Genomic DNA, 16051 nt, shown 5'->3' on the forward strand with positions numbered 1-16051 from the left:
AAGTCCTGTCTCTTCTCTCACCTCTCGAATCGTGGAATCTACCAGACTCTCGCCTTCTTCCACATGACCTCCTGGAAACGAAAGGCCTTTCCACGATTTCACACGCTCCTGCACCAATACCCGATTTGTGTCAGGATCATAGATCATGCACATATTCGTCAACTCAACCTTGGACATATTTACAATCTCCTCTTTCTCGTATGCAGCAATTTACTACTCAATGATAGATATGTATATAACCCTAGTGACCTTAATACGGTCTCCTAAACCTCTTCACCCGCAGGGCATCCTCTATAATCAAATCATCCAGTCCTCGTTCCTTATACTCTTCAAGAATCTTTACGAAAAGTCGACTGATCAGGATGCTGTCTCCCACTGCATCATGTCTGGCTATGTCCGTATCGTCAATTTGATAGTACTGGATGAGGAAATCAGTTGAGGGGATATCGGCAAGCTCTGGATGAATGTTCGTGAACATGGCCTTCGTATCCAATACGACATTGTTAATCATCGGCAATCCGGCTAGTTCACATTCCTTGCGCAACAGAGGAATATCGTATTCATAACCCGCCTGCGTCACGAGAATCCGTTCGCCAATGAACTGCGTAAATGCCTCATAGACCTGAGCAAAATCTGGCGCTTCATAAATCGCCTCATTCGTGATTCCCGTAAGCTCTACAATATGTTCAGGGATTGGCTTCGGCGAACGCACAAGTGTAACAAAAGGGACTTCATCCTGAATCCCACTTGCGTCCAACTTCAACGCACCTATTTGGGTGATATGGTCGAGATGATGGTCGATGCCAGTTCCTTCAAAATCAAACACACAATACTGCTGATTCAATAAATCCTTAATCGTTAGTCCGCTTAACTCATATTCTTCATTGGATATGTTGGAAACGTTCATCGGTACACCCCCCTCTATCGAATTAACAATATTATACACCCGCTATGCAATCGCTTACTAGAAATTCAAACCAAATAACCGGATCAGTTCACTCCTTCAACGGCGTGGCTGATCCGGTTCATCATTAATGGATTCCCTGTATCCTCAAATGTGTTATGGAATCCTTCTCTTCAGACTTTCATACTCTGCTTCTTTCTCCATGCATATCAAGCAGTTCGTGAAGCAAGCTTCCCTTACTCGAAGCAGCTCAGCAGTTCCAGAGCTTCTTCATTATCAGGCTCCAGCACCAGTGCCTCGCGCGTATACTTCAGCGCTGTGTCCTCCTGATCAAGCTCATAACAGCAAATCGCCAAGCAGAAAAGTACCGTGGCAACAGGATCATCATCATTCGCTACAGACGTCTCCAAAAACCACTTTGCATCCTCATACATCCCCATTTCAAAGAGGATCACTCCTGCATCCAGAGCCAAGTCGTACTTCTGTTCCATCAAGTAAAAAGCGGACCACATGATGTGAATGCCCTGCTGTATATCGAGCATCTCCTCATCATTTGCCTCAGAAAGCAAGCTCGAAATTCGCTTCGCGCTCTGTATGAAAAATTCTGCGTCATAGCCGCCTAGTCTCCAGAAGGCTAAAATATGCTGCAAGTCCATCGTATCCAGATGCCGATCCACCCACACCTTCAGACTGAAGAAATCATCCGGCCCAAATCGTTCAATTCCTTGACGATACGCTAACTTGGTGTTTACGTAACTGTTGGGATCCTTCAGCATGAAGATACATCCGACATTAATGTCTTTATAGTGATTTGGTGGGAACAGTGCTAGCCCACCTCTCTGCTCAAATGTATACTGAAACGCATGATAATTCGCTGTTAACGAGAAGCTGCCACCGTGGTGAACAATTTCAGGCGGATCAGTAAACTTCCAGTTATCGAGCCTATGGTCGCCTTTATCCGCAGTGAGCAACACGAATCCCTGCTGAGACAACTCGTTCAGTCTATATAAGCATCTCAATCCCACCTCTGGGAACAGGATATGAGAGTCCTCAAGTTCCTGCCGGTACAGTGAGATTGCCTCACCATATGGATAGGATTCGCTCTCGTATTGAGGAGCACGGCGGTACTCATATGTCATTGTCATATTTCGAATCGGATCTACGGATTCAGCAGCATCCTGCTCCTTGAACTCAACAAGAACATCACATTCATAGATCTCGCCATCCCCAACATAAATCAACTCTTGCGGAATGCCGTCAAAGAAATAATTCGCCAATACAAGCAGCGGCTGTGACAAATCGCCTGGACGAATTGTTTCTTGAGCAATGGTGAGATTTATTTCCTTATCATTGACTGCGTCGAATGTAGCAAAGTCGAGCATCCCCTGTTCCACGAAGTGCCTCAATTGAGGATGTTCCCGCCATCCTTCCACATTTTTGGCAGCCAAATCCGTCATTACATACTTGAATGGAGGCAGCGAGATTCCCGCATCATCCCGAAGTTCGCACAGCTTGTGCAGAATATGAAAGGCAAGCCTTCCCGCTCCCGCTCCAAGCTCCATAATGATAACAGGTTCCGAGCACTCTCCTTGTTCCGCCCGATCCCGAAGAAAACCGAAAATAATGTCCGCATATCCAGTAGCGATCATCGGATTGCTTGTGATGTATTGGGGCACCTGATCATTATTCCATGCCTTGAGTCCTTTTCGTTCGTAGTATGCACGCTGCAAATCCCATATTGGTGCTTCGCTAAAGCGATATCGTTGTTGTCTATCTTCCATTCCTTGCAACCCTGCTCTCTATATGTCATAGTAACCGTGCCCATCATATACAACTTTCTCCTTGTTGGCACGGCAATCGTAACTGAATCTATCTTATGAATGGTACCATAATTACCGCCAGAACCAAAATCTCAGTTTTTAGTTTATCCGTGATAAAAAAAGGAGAACCTCCACAAGGTTCTCCTTCGATACGCTGACCCTTACTTCGCAACAAGCTCGCCAAGCACATATTTCTCAACAACCTTGGCTACGCCATCGTTCATATTCGTATCCGTTACATAATCCGCTAACGCTTGAATATCAGCCGGGGCATTTCCCATGGCTACACCGAGACCGGCAAACTTAATCATAGCAACATCGTTATAACTGTCACCCATCGCAATGACTTCTTCCTGACGAATTCCTAATTTCTGAATCAGCTCATGAAGGCTCGTGCCCTTGTCCACACCGTGCTCGGTGAATTCCAAGAAGAACGGCTTAGAACGCATGACACTTAATTGACCCTCCAACTGCTTCTGCAATTTCTTCTCGATGACAGCGAGCTTGTCCGCATTCCCGACCATCAACACCTTAACAACAGGCTGTTGTACTGCAGCTACGAAGCTATCCACTTCCAAGATCGGCATGCCGGTAATTTCGGATTCCTTCTCCACGTATTCATTGCAAGCTTCCGTCACAATATCATCGCCCACATAGGTCAAGACTGATATTTCCTCTTGTTGGCTAAGCGCGTATATATCACGAACCGTTTCTACTGGCAGCGTACTGCTGAACAGTTCTTCTTTCGTCGAGAAATTCGTAATCTTAGCACCGTTAAACGATAAAATAAAGCTGCCGAATCTATCCAGATCCAATTCCTCTGCAATGGCGATCATGGCATAGGTTGGTCGCCCTGAGGCAAGCACTACCTTCACCCCAGCGGCTTGCGCATCAAGAAGCGCTTGCTTCGTGCGCGGGGATATCGTCCGATCATCACGCAGCAATGTATCATCCAAATCAAGTACGATCATTTTATAGTTCATCTGTCAGCATTCCTTTTCGTCGAATAGATTAGTATCTCTACTATACCATTTTCACGAAGCAGATGGCGTATCTACGAAGGAACAGATCATACCAATGCGATAAATATATCAATTTCATTGTCCTGACTATAAGGCTTGTAACGTTCATCCCATTTCTCAAAATCATAGAAACGCGCCACATGACCTGTCTCACGCATCCATTCGCCATATAAGAACTCATACGTACGACTTAATTCCGATTCGAGACCATAGTGTGTGCAAGTCACATACTTACTCTCAGGGATGTTATGGCTTATCATTTGCGGCGGAATCGTTCCCAGGCTCGCAACTTCATATCCGAAAATTTGAATAAACCGATCTTTGAGCGGATCAAAGTCGGATTTCTCAGGATAGATCTGCACCATAAGCACATGATCATTGTTGCGATATTGAATTTCATCTTTTTGTGTCACTAGCTTTTGATAGGTACGCCTGCCAAGACCCGATTCGAACTCCTCTATCGTGGCCTCAATTAGATATCCTACAAGCTGCTTGGCCTGCAGTGTAACCACTGTAGCTTGCATTGTATCCCCTCCAGTTGCGATGCTATTGTCAGCTGTCAAGCAGCGAATCTTCAATTATATAAGCCGTATCGTTCCTTCATTCGCTCTATTTGGCTTTAAAAAATGCAGGAGAATATCTCATGACTACAAATTCAGTGTCCTGCCCTCCTATTTTACTTGTGAATGAGATTCCTCTAACAAACCCAGTACGCTCATACACCTTAATCGCTCTTTCGTTGAAGGCAGCGACGACTAATTGAATCTTCTCCCCTCGATTCAGCTTCCGAATGTAGTCCATAACCTGAGCTAGGAACTCCACCCCTTTTCCCTGTCCTGTATAGTCGGGTCGAAGTCCGAGACCGATATCAATTGCTTGCTCATCTTCATAGATACCAGCCGCATAGCCTCCCGGAACACGGGCAGAGTTGCCAATACAGATATAGCCGATTAGTTCATTCTCGTCATCGACGGTATAATAGAATTCTTCTTCTAGCATCTCATTGATGGACTCGTCATCCCCATCCATACTGTACAAGGAATAGATCCCCTCATATTTCCACGTGCAAATGATAGCTGCCTGCTCTTTCGTCATCGGGTGAAAATGAAAAGTTGTCATGTTGAATCAATCCTCTCTCTTAGCCGATTTATTTTTCCATTCATACGCCCGCTCATTCCGTCTGTACATTGGTTCGTAGGAATCGGTACCATTATCAGCGATGAAACTCTATCATGAATAGCTCCTCTTGATTCAAGTAGAGATCAATCTGTTCTCGAAACCCTGGCCAAGTGAACTTGCTTCGCGCTTCCTCTACAGAATAGTAACCGACCTCGTCACTTTCCTCGGACGTTTGGAGCGTTCCTCCAATAGGCTTCCCCCGTTTGTCATTTTAGACGTTCTTGTTTTCCTTTTCCTGAATATACAGATCCAATGCTCTGATTCCCCGTCGTGCTAACTTAATAAAGAGGACTAGACAATAAATTGAGATGACAAATGCTCCTATGTAGAAGACAAAAGATAAAAAAGAAAAAAACACAGCCATACCCATACAGATCACTCCTGTTTCATGATTAATACGTGAATATCAATCTTCAGACAGTCAGCCATGAGTCGCTTCTTCTTACCTTGCGGGATCGTAACAATAACGCACTTTATTGGCCAAAGTATTCTCTCATGTACGATGTACGATATCAGGGCCCTAGGTTAGATGCTTCCGATACCCTTCTACCTTCTCATCCTTGAAGCCGAGCCGTTCATAGAATTGATGAGCCTCTTTGCGCTGCTCGCCAGATACAAAGATGATGTAGTAACAATCACGCTGTCGCGCCATATTTTCAATTTCCTGCATCAGCTTATTGCCAACACCTTGTCTGCGAACCAATGGGGACACAATCACATTCTCAATTACCATGAATGGCTTACAATCTCCCACAAGATCATGACATATAATGCCCATCAAGGAACCTACTAACTGCTCCTCGTCAAATGCTCCCAGAATGATGTATTGCTCATTATGCTGAATCGTTCGATATACCTGCTCCAGCTTCGATTGGTTCGTCTGCTGTCCCATTAGCTCTTGATAGAGCTCGCTCAATGCCAACAGCTCATTTTCCTTAATTGATCTTATTGTAATCATCGCTATCCTCTTTCCTACCGATTCTTGAATTCGGTTCCCGTATATTCCTTCATTGCAATCGCTTTACCATTGTTGTAGCACACAATGATAATCACATCACTGCCCACCAATCTGCTCTTTGTCCTAGAAACCGCAATCCTAACCTTCATGACATGAATATGTATGATATGCCCAGCCCATTCATCCGTACTGCTAAACCCGCATTAAACATTACGTATCGCTTGTCCGTAAGTCATTGTGCCAATAGAAAGAGTACCGTGAATGCTGAACAAATCCTATCGCCTTGTAAAAGAGATGATCCGAAATGACATACGCTTTGTTCGCTCCTAATACACTGCTGCGCTTTAGCGCTTCTACTACAACCGCAGCACCAAGTCCCATCCCCCGATAACTCGGAATAGTGACTACAGGTTCGACATACGCATAATCGGTTTGGGGACTATACCATAATCCGCAATAAGCCACATATTCCCCGTCCTCATTAACCGCAACAATATGCAAGGATGGATTCATATGAGTTGCAGACAGCATCGCTTTCTGCTTCTGTATGGTTACATCATCTATGGAAACTGGGCCATCGTGATCGAAGCCTTTCCACAGCACGGTCTTGTGCTTATATACGTCTGTTTCTGCATCCAAACTTTTGAGCGTAATGCCCGCCGGGAGCACGGAATGATGTTCGATATTTGCAATGGAACACGCAACAATATTTTCACTCTGATCGTGTTTTACAAATCCTTTATTTTGCAAGCGTTGAGAACGTTCAGAGTCAGTATCGTTCACTGCGACTCCAAGCCCATTTTCATCGCTGAAAGTCTTCACAGCGTATTCGACAATTTCATCTTCCAGTTCTTCATATCCTTGCTTCGTTGCAAAAAATGCTTCACCCGAATAGTGATCATAGGTAGCCAAACCCACTAATTCAAGTTCATCAAACCATAAGCCGATTTTTGACCGTAAGCTTCTATCGAAATCGGGATGGAAGTACATCCACTCCCATCTAGCCCAATTCCAATTTATATGCTTGCGATGCTCTTGCGAAATGTCAATTAAAAATTGACAAACCTCATTATAATTATCATCATGATACGTTTTAAATTGAAGGTTCACTTGTCATCCCCCACACATGCTGCTCTATTTTCTTGGTGGAGTGCTGGATAATCGCATCCGTATATGGATTGTAACCCTCATTCCTAGCTGGTGGGAGATAATAAATTGACCAAAAACGATTTTTACATCTTTCGGCTATTCGGTATCGATCATGTAGTATGCAAAGCGTACAATTTCATCTGTCGTGTTTACCAGTTTCAAGCTTGCGTTTTTCAACTGAACCAAATCACCCGTGGTCGGTACCGTGGCACGGCCTTCATCACAAACAGCCTCCAACTGGCCGATGATGACCGAATAGTAACTCATGAAATCGGCGTCAGTTTCAAATGTGCAACCGGGCAACAGATCCACCATTCGGAAAGTAATTCCATTTTCAGGTGGTGTTGGCTCCATAGGGCCAACAATCGTATCAGCACTTGCCGATACATCTGCATTTGGGGCTAACATGCGCCAAATGTCACCCGCATAGCCGATCTGTTTTCCCTCATTGTCGAAAATCTCACTCTCATTCGGAGAATAGTCGTCTATCACAACATCCGACATCCCAATCTCTTTTTCAGTGCTCTTCATGTTTGCAGCTACATATCGCTTGAAGCGGGTAAGTTTGGATACCAATGCTGGCTTGGGCTTGTCAATCGGTTGTGTGTGGGTGTTCATGTCAGCAGAAGCCAGAATACCACCGATTATCCCGGTGCCTATCCAACCATGCATACAAGCCATCTGCACAAGTGCATCCCCCGTTTTCAGGGGCGCATCATCCAAATCATTAAGTGACACCAATTCGGGTTCTGCATCTACACAGAAAAACATATTTATTGTCTCGGTCCAATGCATGGACACATGTTTTTTCATATCTTCTTCGGTGGGAATATACTTAGTGCCAATGGTTTTATGTGCCTCCACCCACATTCCTCTATGCAAATTCTGAACATTGGGTGGCAAATCCTCAAATCTGGGTCCTTGCGGAATATCAAGAGGCACATGCCGGAAAATGGATTGACCCATGCCGGCCTGTGGTTCATGTTCAATAGGCAGGTTCCCCATATCCACATTGGCAGTAGCTGATTCTTTCGCGGGCATTTCATTTATCCGCCAGACATCAACCGTCGGCTTCTTGGAAGCGCCTCCTCTCCATTTATCAGGATAATCGTCAATAACAAAGGATGACTTACCATCCACTGGCCCGCACACCAAGCGTTTGAACGCCTCGCCCTTATTCCTTTGTTTGGTGGCGTCTGGAATAATAATCCGGTTCGCCAACTTGCCAATCCCTTCAATTTCCAATTCAACAACATCATCAATTTTCAATGAGATACCTGTTTCAATGCCAGCCCCTGTTCCCACCGTTCCTGTTGCAATGACATCGCCAGGATATAAGGTTGTCGCGTTTGAGATGTATTCAATGACATCGGGGATTTTGTGGTAAGCTGTACCATGGTTCCCGCCACCACGCACCTCACCATTCACCCGAACAGTCATCTTCGCATCGGTATAGTCAAAAGCATCTGGCGTCACCATACAGGGCCCCATTGCATTTGCAAAATCCTTGCCGATCCCAGGTCCAACATTGAAACTATCTAGAGCCATTTCGTTCATTTGAATCATTCTTGCCGAAAAATCATTAAATATTGTGTAGCCGCCAACATAATCCATGGCGTTGTGGTGGCTGATGTTTTTGCCCTCCTTCCAAATGTAGAAGGCGAGTTCCAGTTCATAGTCCTTAAACATTTCTCCGCCTGGGAAAGCGATGTCCACACCGGGGCCGACAATGGAATTGACATTCACTTTGTAAAAACGGGGTTTGGCATACCATCCAGCATCCGGCTTAACGCTTTCAGGGTCAATACTTGCGGGATCCTCACCCTGCATCATGCGCCCACGACGATTACACCCAATTAGATGTTCCTCAAAACAGGCACAGTCCCGCATTACACGAGGCCGAGGAACCGGAGCCAATAACTGAACATCCTCTATACTCACCTTGCAGTCAGCACCAGATTCCTCCAACAATTCAGCAGCCAAAGCGAACGCTTCCGCAGCACCGGCCAGAAATTCAATCATATTATCAAAATACTTGTTGGGATTACCCTTATGAATCCTACATGCCTTTTGCAGTTCAACAATGTGCTGTTCGTCTTGGGTCAAAGCACCAACTATTTCTGTTTGTGTAGGGTCATTTTTAAGGACAAAAGTTACTAGCTTCATAACAACTGCTCCCTTCTTATATTATCATCGATTCAGGCATGAGTGGCGGAATGTACGCCCATGTGTTATTACTCTCACCAAAAAGTAATCTCTTTCCGGTTATTCTTAATCGGTCATGGTAAATCAATAATCTTTGCCCTACAACATTCGCCATTTTGTTTGTTTAACATGTTCAAATAAAGAGGTTTAAAAACTGCACAAGGCTTTTTACAACGCTGATGTGCAGTTAGACCCTCATTATTTTCTCGGCAAGGCTTGGTGCATCAAGGCATTTGCCGCCTTCCTAAGTTGTTCTTCATTATTTTTTATGTATTGCTTGGTCTGCACTATTTCATCCGCTGGAACGTTATATGTCCGAAGGCTAATATCCAACAAAGTATCAATAACGGATTCCATTGGAAATGAATCATTACTCCGCAGATTTTCGATAAAGTTGCGGGTTACACCTTTAATAGCCAATGTCAGACGGCAATAATCGGAAAAATTAAGTGCTGGGTTGTATTCCTCAAATATCCTTTCTGAACGCATTGCTGCGTGCTTCACCAAACTGTCTAATATGCTAGGAGAATTATACCCTTCACATATTAATTCTGCACCGTGCTCATTCATATCAGCTATATACAACTCCAGAGTGCAGGCAACGGCATATTTGCATACAGGGCTATTGATAGGCGATATATGTATATTTGTATATTCATCAACTAAGCTAAAAACATCCACAATCAATGAATGAAATATATCGTCCTTGTTTTTGAAGTAATAATAGATGCTGCCAATCAATACACCTGAATGATTTACTATTTCACGAATTGTGGTTTTTTTATATCCCTTTTCAATAAAGAGGGCCAGAGCGGAATCGAGTATTGCAGATTTTGTCTTGTCCATCAAAACACCTTTCCTCTATAGTTTAACATGTTCAAATCGATTTTATCTCTGCCGACAGTCCGTGTCAACAGAGTAGTTTAACATGTTCAAGGAACTCGTTTTGATTAATTGACTGTTATTACCGCTCTACTTCATAGAGCTCAACGTGCAGCAACCTTCCACATTCTCTGAACACCTATACACTCATCTTTCTCATTCAATTCAAGTCTATAAATGTCAGGTTTAGAAGTCTGGAACAGAAAGTCTACATCATATCGACTATCGAAGCAGCCCATCATCAATGTCATGATAGCTCCATGCGTGCCAATCGCAATCTTTTTGCCTCTATGGGTATGTACGATTTGTTGTAATACACGCATAGCCCGCTCTTGACAAACCGCAATCGTTTCGCCTCCAGGCAGCGAATAAGCGGCATCCTCAAACATCCTTCTGACCACAGGATACAGCTCATCGTTCGCTACAATGCGATCACCGGGGACAAACACCATTTCTCTCAAATCTTCAAAGACGTGAATCTCTTTCCCTTGCGACTTCGCCAGACCCTCCAAAGTGAGGACTGCTCTCGAATATGGACTAGATACGAACGTGTCTATCCCCTCTTCTTGTAGAATATCCGCGACAATACGAGCAGCTTCCTTGCCTTTCTCTGTCAAGCCACGCGTTCTTCGTTTCCTTCCGTCTTAGGCGATTCTCCATGACGAACCATATATATGGTTGTAATTACTTCCTCCATAACTCCTCCATTCGTAAACAGAAATCATCCGTATTATTTCGCTCCTCATGTCGTTTTCGTAATGTTCCATAAAACCCTTCGCATGTTCGTTCAATCCGCTATTCCTTCTCATTCATGCTGAATACAGCTGCCATCATACACTTGCATCACACAGGGGGATTAACGATTCAATGACCTTGCTAGGCGGAATCCAAGATCCTCAATTCGGAATGTGGGATGGCTGCGCCTACGGCAGGTTGCTCCGCATCCTCTTGCTTCTTCAGCCCAGCTTCCCCCGCGAAAGACTCGATAAGAGCCATACACCTGCTCATCATAAATATCCCAGCACCATTCCCATACATTGCCGAGCATATCGTACAATCCCCATGCATTCGGCTCCTTGTTCCCAACCTCATGGAGCATGCCTTGTGAATTATCATTGTACCAAGCAATCTGATCCAGTTTGCCATACTGGTAGCCAGAAGTCCCTGCTTTACATGCATATTGCCACTCTGCTTCGGTCGGTAGGCGATAGCCGTCTGCCTCCACATTCCATTGAACCGTCTCCCCATCGCTCCCTATCGAGTAACATGGCGTCAATCCAGATTTCTGTGAAAGTAAATTACAAAAGACAACCGCGTCCTTCCACGAAATATTCACTACGGGCATTTGATGAGAATGTGAAGAGTTAGAAGCGGTATCTGAATCTCCTACAACCGCCTCATACAACTCGTTCGTAACCGGATAGGCTCCAAGAAGAAAAGTATGAATGGTTGTTTGCCATTGAAGCTTTTTGCGATCATCTCGCAAATCTTCCTCCCCGCCTGGAATTTGCACTATCGGATAAAATCTGGACATTTCTCTCACCTCAATGTTCGAATCTATAGTCAACGTACGTTTCTACTTTTGTTCCCTCGAATGGATGTAAGCAATGTAATCGCTCAACGCCCCTTCGTGTCTCAACAGTCTTAGCATGGTAGAGATGTTGCCCCTATGGTAAGAACCGTGATTCACGATTTGGTACACGATGTCGGATATCGTGTTCTGAACCTCTTCTCCCATCCGGGTTCGGTAGGTCACGATCTTCTCCGGATCAGGAATCGAACCTGCATATGCACGCATTTGAGTGTATACGTTATTCGTGTAATCAATTGCTTCCTGAAGCGAAGCAAATTGGTTAACCTCCACAGGAGATGTGCGATCTCCCATAATCCGGGCAAACCAGAGCGCATCAGCAGACACCATATGATGGATTACAGCTGCAATCGTTGCGAATCCAACATCTACTGGTTTGAAAAAAACTTCACTAGGTAATCCGGCAAGATGATTCATGATTCTATCATTCGCCCATACATGATAATCAATGAGCTGCACTATGTCCGCTGCCATCAACATCCCACCTCATTTTGATTGTTGTACACTCTGCTACGTCATATAACCAACACGAACCAGCACAACTTGTACAACTACTTGCAGGCAAAACGTTGATATCTTCTTCCGTTCTCCATTTTTTACCGTTACTGTGCCATCAGATATCTCGTCGATAACTTTATCCCAGAACCTGTGCGCGGGAATGTTATTCTCTAATTGATGCAGTTCCCACTCGCCGCCATATTGCTGAAATATACACTTCGCTGCAATCCGACCTACTCCCGTACGTCTAAATTTACGCATAACAAACAAATGTGCAAAATCGTAGTACTGACTTTGCTCATCTCTTACCCTGATCAATAGGAATCTTGCTGCTTCATCATTTACCGTAATGAGGTAAGGATGATGACTTATGGGATCATCCCAATACTTATCGATGTCCGGCATTGGACGATACGTACCGTCTTCTTGAATGGCCGCACCAGTATATTCAGTAATATCATAAATATAGAACTGGATTAGCTGTTGTATTCGCTGCTTTTCGACTTGGGCAGCACTAGCCACAACAACCTGATTCATGTCGCCACTCCCCTCACTCCGAACTGATGTATCTTACCTCTAGAATTTTCAATCCCCCGCCCTCAACTATCCTGAGCTATAGTGACTCAATTCTCCAACCGAAATGTGCGGGACTTTATGATTTCTGTTCCATCTGCAGCCTTAATCTGCAGCACCATTTCTCGGGCCTCAGCAATTCGAACGGGATTGATCATAGAAACAAACAGATTCCCTATTCCATTCGACTTAAATATCGTTTCATCTTCGATGGTTCCTAGCCTTGTTGAACAATAAAGAGCTGATCGTATTTCAGAAAGGTACATGAGGTAATGATGAAGAACCTTGCCGCAACAAAGATGGTTTTTATCGTGCGCATTCTTCCCCTCCACCCATCAACGAATATCCTTGTCTCTATTATATTTTCCTTACCAATATTAGCCAACATAATTCCATCCAACATGACAATACTTGCTGCGGAAGATCACGCGCTTCCATGACCTTGATCTCACGTCAAAAATACGCTGTACACGCATGCGGCAATAAAAACAACAAGGCCGAGTCGGAGGATACCGCTCCCTTAAACTCGACCTTGTTCCATTTCAGAAATCATCCCACAAGAGTAATAAAAACTACTGATGTGGCAATTGCAATTTCCTTAACCGATTTGAATAATATTAACATTCGCAAAAGACAAACTTAATCTCCTGTACATTCATATTCATAAGCTGCAGTTTATTAGATCCTGGCCCTGTATTGAATACGGCGCTGCCCGCTCCACCTGATCGGGACACTCCGTCCACTAATGACGGGGCGACCGATAAGCTCTAGCCATTAATGGACTTTCGATGAAGCTATAGGATGCAAAATAAGTTGCATTCGGAGCCAATTCAATCACTGTTCGATTGTTCGTAGAGAACGTTATGCCGCTGCCATTCGTCACCTTCGCCGCTAAGAAAGAAACCGGTGAAACTAGTCCGACATTTTCATAGCCATAGCTAAAAATTGCAGCGTTATTCCTTGTACCCCAGCAGCTGCAAAATACTCGGGTTCGGATAGTTGCAGGAGCTTCTTACCCAGGAAGCGTCCCAAGGACATATTGCATTTTCTCTGCCTCCGCGTTCACTAGATGACTAAGCGAGAGCTCTTCCATAGCCATTGAAATAAGCAATAAATTGATTGCATCGTCTCTAGTAATACTTATTTGGGGTGTAATGTTCGGTAAATTGGGATTTGACATCCAGCTTCCCTCCCTCAGGAAAGTAGTTCCTGATAGATTGTGAAAACGTACCATGTAATAGGAATCTACTACCTAGCGATTGAACAATATCGCTATCGCTCCTTTTATTTTATGTAAATCAATGTTTATTGCGCGGGACAAAATAGAACAAAAAAATCGATTCTCACGAATCGATTAAAAATAAGAGCTTGCCATGCAATTTCCATGCACAAAATATATATAAAACTCTTCATCTTGTTTCACTCTTGATACTCCACATCAGTCTATCAAACTAACAGCTGGTCATGATACCTGCCATTCATGTAAACGGAGTTACCAATCACGACTTCCTTGCTTTAACTACATAATGAAAGTTAATTACTCTAAATCCTTTGTCAGTTGCATGCTCTGCAAATACCTGTTCAACACCCCGAAGGCAAGTTGACCAGACATATTCACGAACTTCCTTCCTCTGTCCAAAGCACTTCTTTATGAGCACATCTTCTGGCCTTGTCAAATACTCTACTTCCTCAACCAGTTGAACCTGAAAATCGCTCAATCCGGCTGTTCGCTGAAACTGATATCTTGTGACCAAATCATCCAAATCGTAAGGATCATAAGATAGCGGGGTAAACAATCCAGGAAGCAGGCTTCTAAGCCCACCATCTGTCCCTCCATGATATACACCCATCATCATCCCATTCGGCTTTAGAATTCGAGATGCCTCCTCGTATAACCAAGGCCCTTTCTTCGTATAAACGAGGTCGAACGTGTTGTCTGCAAAGGGCACAATGCATCCTCCGTTGTTTACGAGCATGAAATGTACTGACTCACTTCCATTGAGCTGCTGCGCCTTTCGGATAAAATTCTCTCGATTATCTATTCCAACAGCTTCCTTCACTCTATGATTCCAACGTCTAGTAAATTCACCGTGCCCACATCCAACATCTAATATCCGTGAATCACTAGTGAGGTGCGACATTATCTCCTTTTCATAAATCATCTCCGCCGTTGGCTCTTCAAAGGTAGATTTCCACGGATACTGGTATTCTCCTACTATATCATTCAGCTCTGCATACCACTCAGGGCTATGCGGTTGTATCCACTCAGGATGCAGCGATGGATCGGGAAACTTTACAGTTCTATTCATGATTACACCTTCAGCCTTTCTCGCTCATCACATCAATCGGGAGCGTTGGTTCGAATATGATTTCTTCTATTCGCCATCTTGGTTCACTTTGACTGCTGTAAGCCCAACAGGGCGATATGCCCCTGTATCGATATTCAACGTGTTGCTGCACGAATACTTGTTTATCCCTGTTCCAATGTTCCTGAATCAACTTAGAAAATGTATGCAAACAACCATGTACATCACCAACAACCAACAGTTCCATATTCGTCCTCCATGAAGTGGCAACACCACTGGCCATTGTTACCCATTATATTCCTGTAGAACATGTTCGATCTTCACTCACATTTTCCTCTTTCAAATAAAAAACGCACCCCGATAACCCGATAGTACGGTTACTTGGATACGTTTCGTCTTCTTGCATCAATTGCACTTATATATTCTGTGTTCTTCTTAAACCAGTAATATGGGCAATATGATGATTGCCATGCCAAGCGTATATTCCCACATTATAATCTAATCGGATTACTTCTTTGGAACCCGGGTGGTAAAACTGTTTTTGGAAATCGGCCTCAGATAACGATCGTAATAACACAACCCATCTCTGATGCAATGCTTCGAGCAACTGAATCGATAATTGGATATTTGAATGTACCGAGTCCGGCAGTTCAGCCCATCGTTCTTCATAATAGGGCTTAATCTCAGGTGTATCTTCTGTTAGAGCAAGTTTAAATCTGATAAAACTATTCATATGACTATCTGCAAGATGGTGTACAACTTGGCGTATTTTCCATCCACCTTCGCGATATTCCAGGTCTAACTGCTCTTCAGATAAGTCTCTTACGGCATCCTTCAGTCTGTCAGGGAACTCTTCAATCTCATTGATCCAAAGATCGCGTTGCGAAGACGAAATCTCTCCGGTGTGCTCAAATCTTCCAATGGGGTACCGCTTATCCAATTGATTCATAATGGATCACTCCTA

At 44.0% G+C, this 16051-nt stretch carries 16 protein-coding genes and 1 pseudogene; all 17 read right to left on the reverse strand.

The genetic code is table 11. The annotated features are described in order from the left end of the window. The coding region (locus AZ66_RS11080; RefSeq protein ID WP_044354935.1) for an NUDIX domain-containing protein at positions 1-177 on the reverse strand (177 nt) is incomplete at its 3' end. Between the two features lie 73 nt (positions 178-250). Then, positions 251-907 carry a 3'-5' exonuclease gene (locus tag AZ66_RS11085; protein ID WP_044354914.1) on the reverse strand — a complete coding sequence of 219 codons (657 nt, stop codon included), beginning with the start codon at positions 905-907 and terminating at the stop codon, positions 251-253. 233 nt (positions 908-1140) lie between these two features. Next, a complete protein-coding gene (locus AZ66_RS11090) occupies positions 1141-2685 on the reverse strand; it encodes a hypothetical protein (protein ID WP_044354915.1) in 1545 nt (514 codons plus the stop codon). A 200-nt stretch (positions 2686-2885) separates the two neighbouring features. Then, the gene (locus AZ66_RS11095; RefSeq protein WP_044354916.1) at positions 2886-3707 is read right to left on the reverse strand and encodes a Cof-type HAD-IIB family hydrolase; all 822 of its coding nucleotides are present in this window, start codon (positions 3705-3707) and stop codon (positions 2886-2888) included. 86 nt (positions 3708-3793) lie between these two features. Beyond that, entirely contained in the window at positions 3794-4270 is a 477-nt protein-coding gene (locus tag AZ66_RS11100; RefSeq protein ID WP_044354918.1) for a GyrI-like domain-containing protein, read from the reverse strand. Positions 4271-4355: 85 nt separating this feature from the next. After that, the gene (locus AZ66_RS11105; RefSeq protein ID WP_044354920.1) at positions 4356-4865 is read right to left on the reverse strand and encodes a GNAT family N-acetyltransferase; all 510 of its coding nucleotides are present in this window, start codon (positions 4863-4865) and stop codon (positions 4356-4358) included. Between the two features lie 580 nt (positions 4866-5445). After that, on the reverse strand, positions 5446-5883 hold the full coding sequence (locus AZ66_RS11110) for a GNAT family N-acetyltransferase (RefSeq protein WP_021257681.1): 438 nt from the start codon (positions 5881-5883) through the stop codon (positions 5446-5448). Positions 5884-6093: 210 nt separating this feature from the next. Next, a complete protein-coding gene (locus AZ66_RS11115) occupies positions 6094-6993 on the reverse strand; it encodes a GNAT family N-acetyltransferase (RefSeq protein ID WP_044354922.1) in 900 nt (299 codons plus the stop codon). Between the two features lie 135 nt (positions 6994-7128). Next, complete coding sequence (locus tag AZ66_RS29755; protein ID WP_052648474.1) at positions 7129-9198, reverse strand: fumarylacetoacetate hydrolase family protein; 2070 nt, start codon at positions 9196-9198, stop codon at positions 7129-7131. Between the two features lie 237 nt (positions 9199-9435). Further along, on the reverse strand, positions 9436-10083 hold the full coding sequence (locus AZ66_RS11125) for a TetR/AcrR family transcriptional regulator (protein ID WP_021257684.1): 648 nt from the start codon (positions 10081-10083) through the stop codon (positions 9436-9438). 140 nt (positions 10084-10223) lie between these two features. Beyond that, positions 10224-10816, reverse strand: a pseudogene (locus AZ66_RS11130) (histidine phosphatase family protein). A gap of 159 nt (positions 10817-10975) precedes the next feature. Further along, positions 10976-11653, reverse strand: a complete 678-nt coding sequence (locus AZ66_RS11135) for a formylglycine-generating enzyme family protein (protein ID WP_021257686.1) — start codon at positions 11651-11653, stop codon at positions 10976-10978. Positions 11654-11695: 42 nt separating this feature from the next. Beyond that, positions 11696-12184 carry a DinB family protein gene (locus AZ66_RS11140; protein WP_021257687.1) on the reverse strand — a complete coding sequence of 163 codons (489 nt, stop codon included), beginning with the start codon at positions 12182-12184 and terminating at the stop codon, positions 11696-11698. A 36-nt stretch (positions 12185-12220) separates the two neighbouring features. Beyond that, complete coding sequence (locus AZ66_RS11145; RefSeq protein ID WP_052648475.1) at positions 12221-12745, reverse strand: GNAT family N-acetyltransferase; 525 nt, start codon at positions 12743-12745, stop codon at positions 12221-12223. 1048 nt (positions 12746-13793) lie between these two features. Next, on the reverse strand, positions 13794-13961 hold the full coding sequence (locus tag AZ66_RS31355; RefSeq protein ID WP_021257691.1) for a hypothetical protein: 168 nt from the start codon (positions 13959-13961) through the stop codon (positions 13794-13796). Positions 13962-14280: 319 nt separating this feature from the next. Then, positions 14281-15090: a class I SAM-dependent methyltransferase gene (locus tag AZ66_RS11155; protein ID WP_044354923.1), complete on the reverse strand. Its 810-nt coding sequence runs from the start codon at positions 15088-15090 to the stop codon at positions 14281-14283. Positions 15091-15502: 412 nt separating this feature from the next. After that, positions 15503-16036 carry a YfiT family bacillithiol transferase gene (locus AZ66_RS11165; protein ID WP_156159951.1) on the reverse strand — a complete coding sequence of 178 codons (534 nt, stop codon included), beginning with the start codon at positions 16034-16036 and terminating at the stop codon, positions 15503-15505. Positions 16037-16051: the final 15 nt, after the last annotated feature.

Origin of the sequence: Paenibacillus sp. E194 (genome assembly GCF_000935845.1) — a bacterium.
Lineage (GTDB): Bacteria > Bacillota > Bacilli > Paenibacillales > Paenibacillaceae > Paenibacillus_B > Paenibacillus_B alvei_B.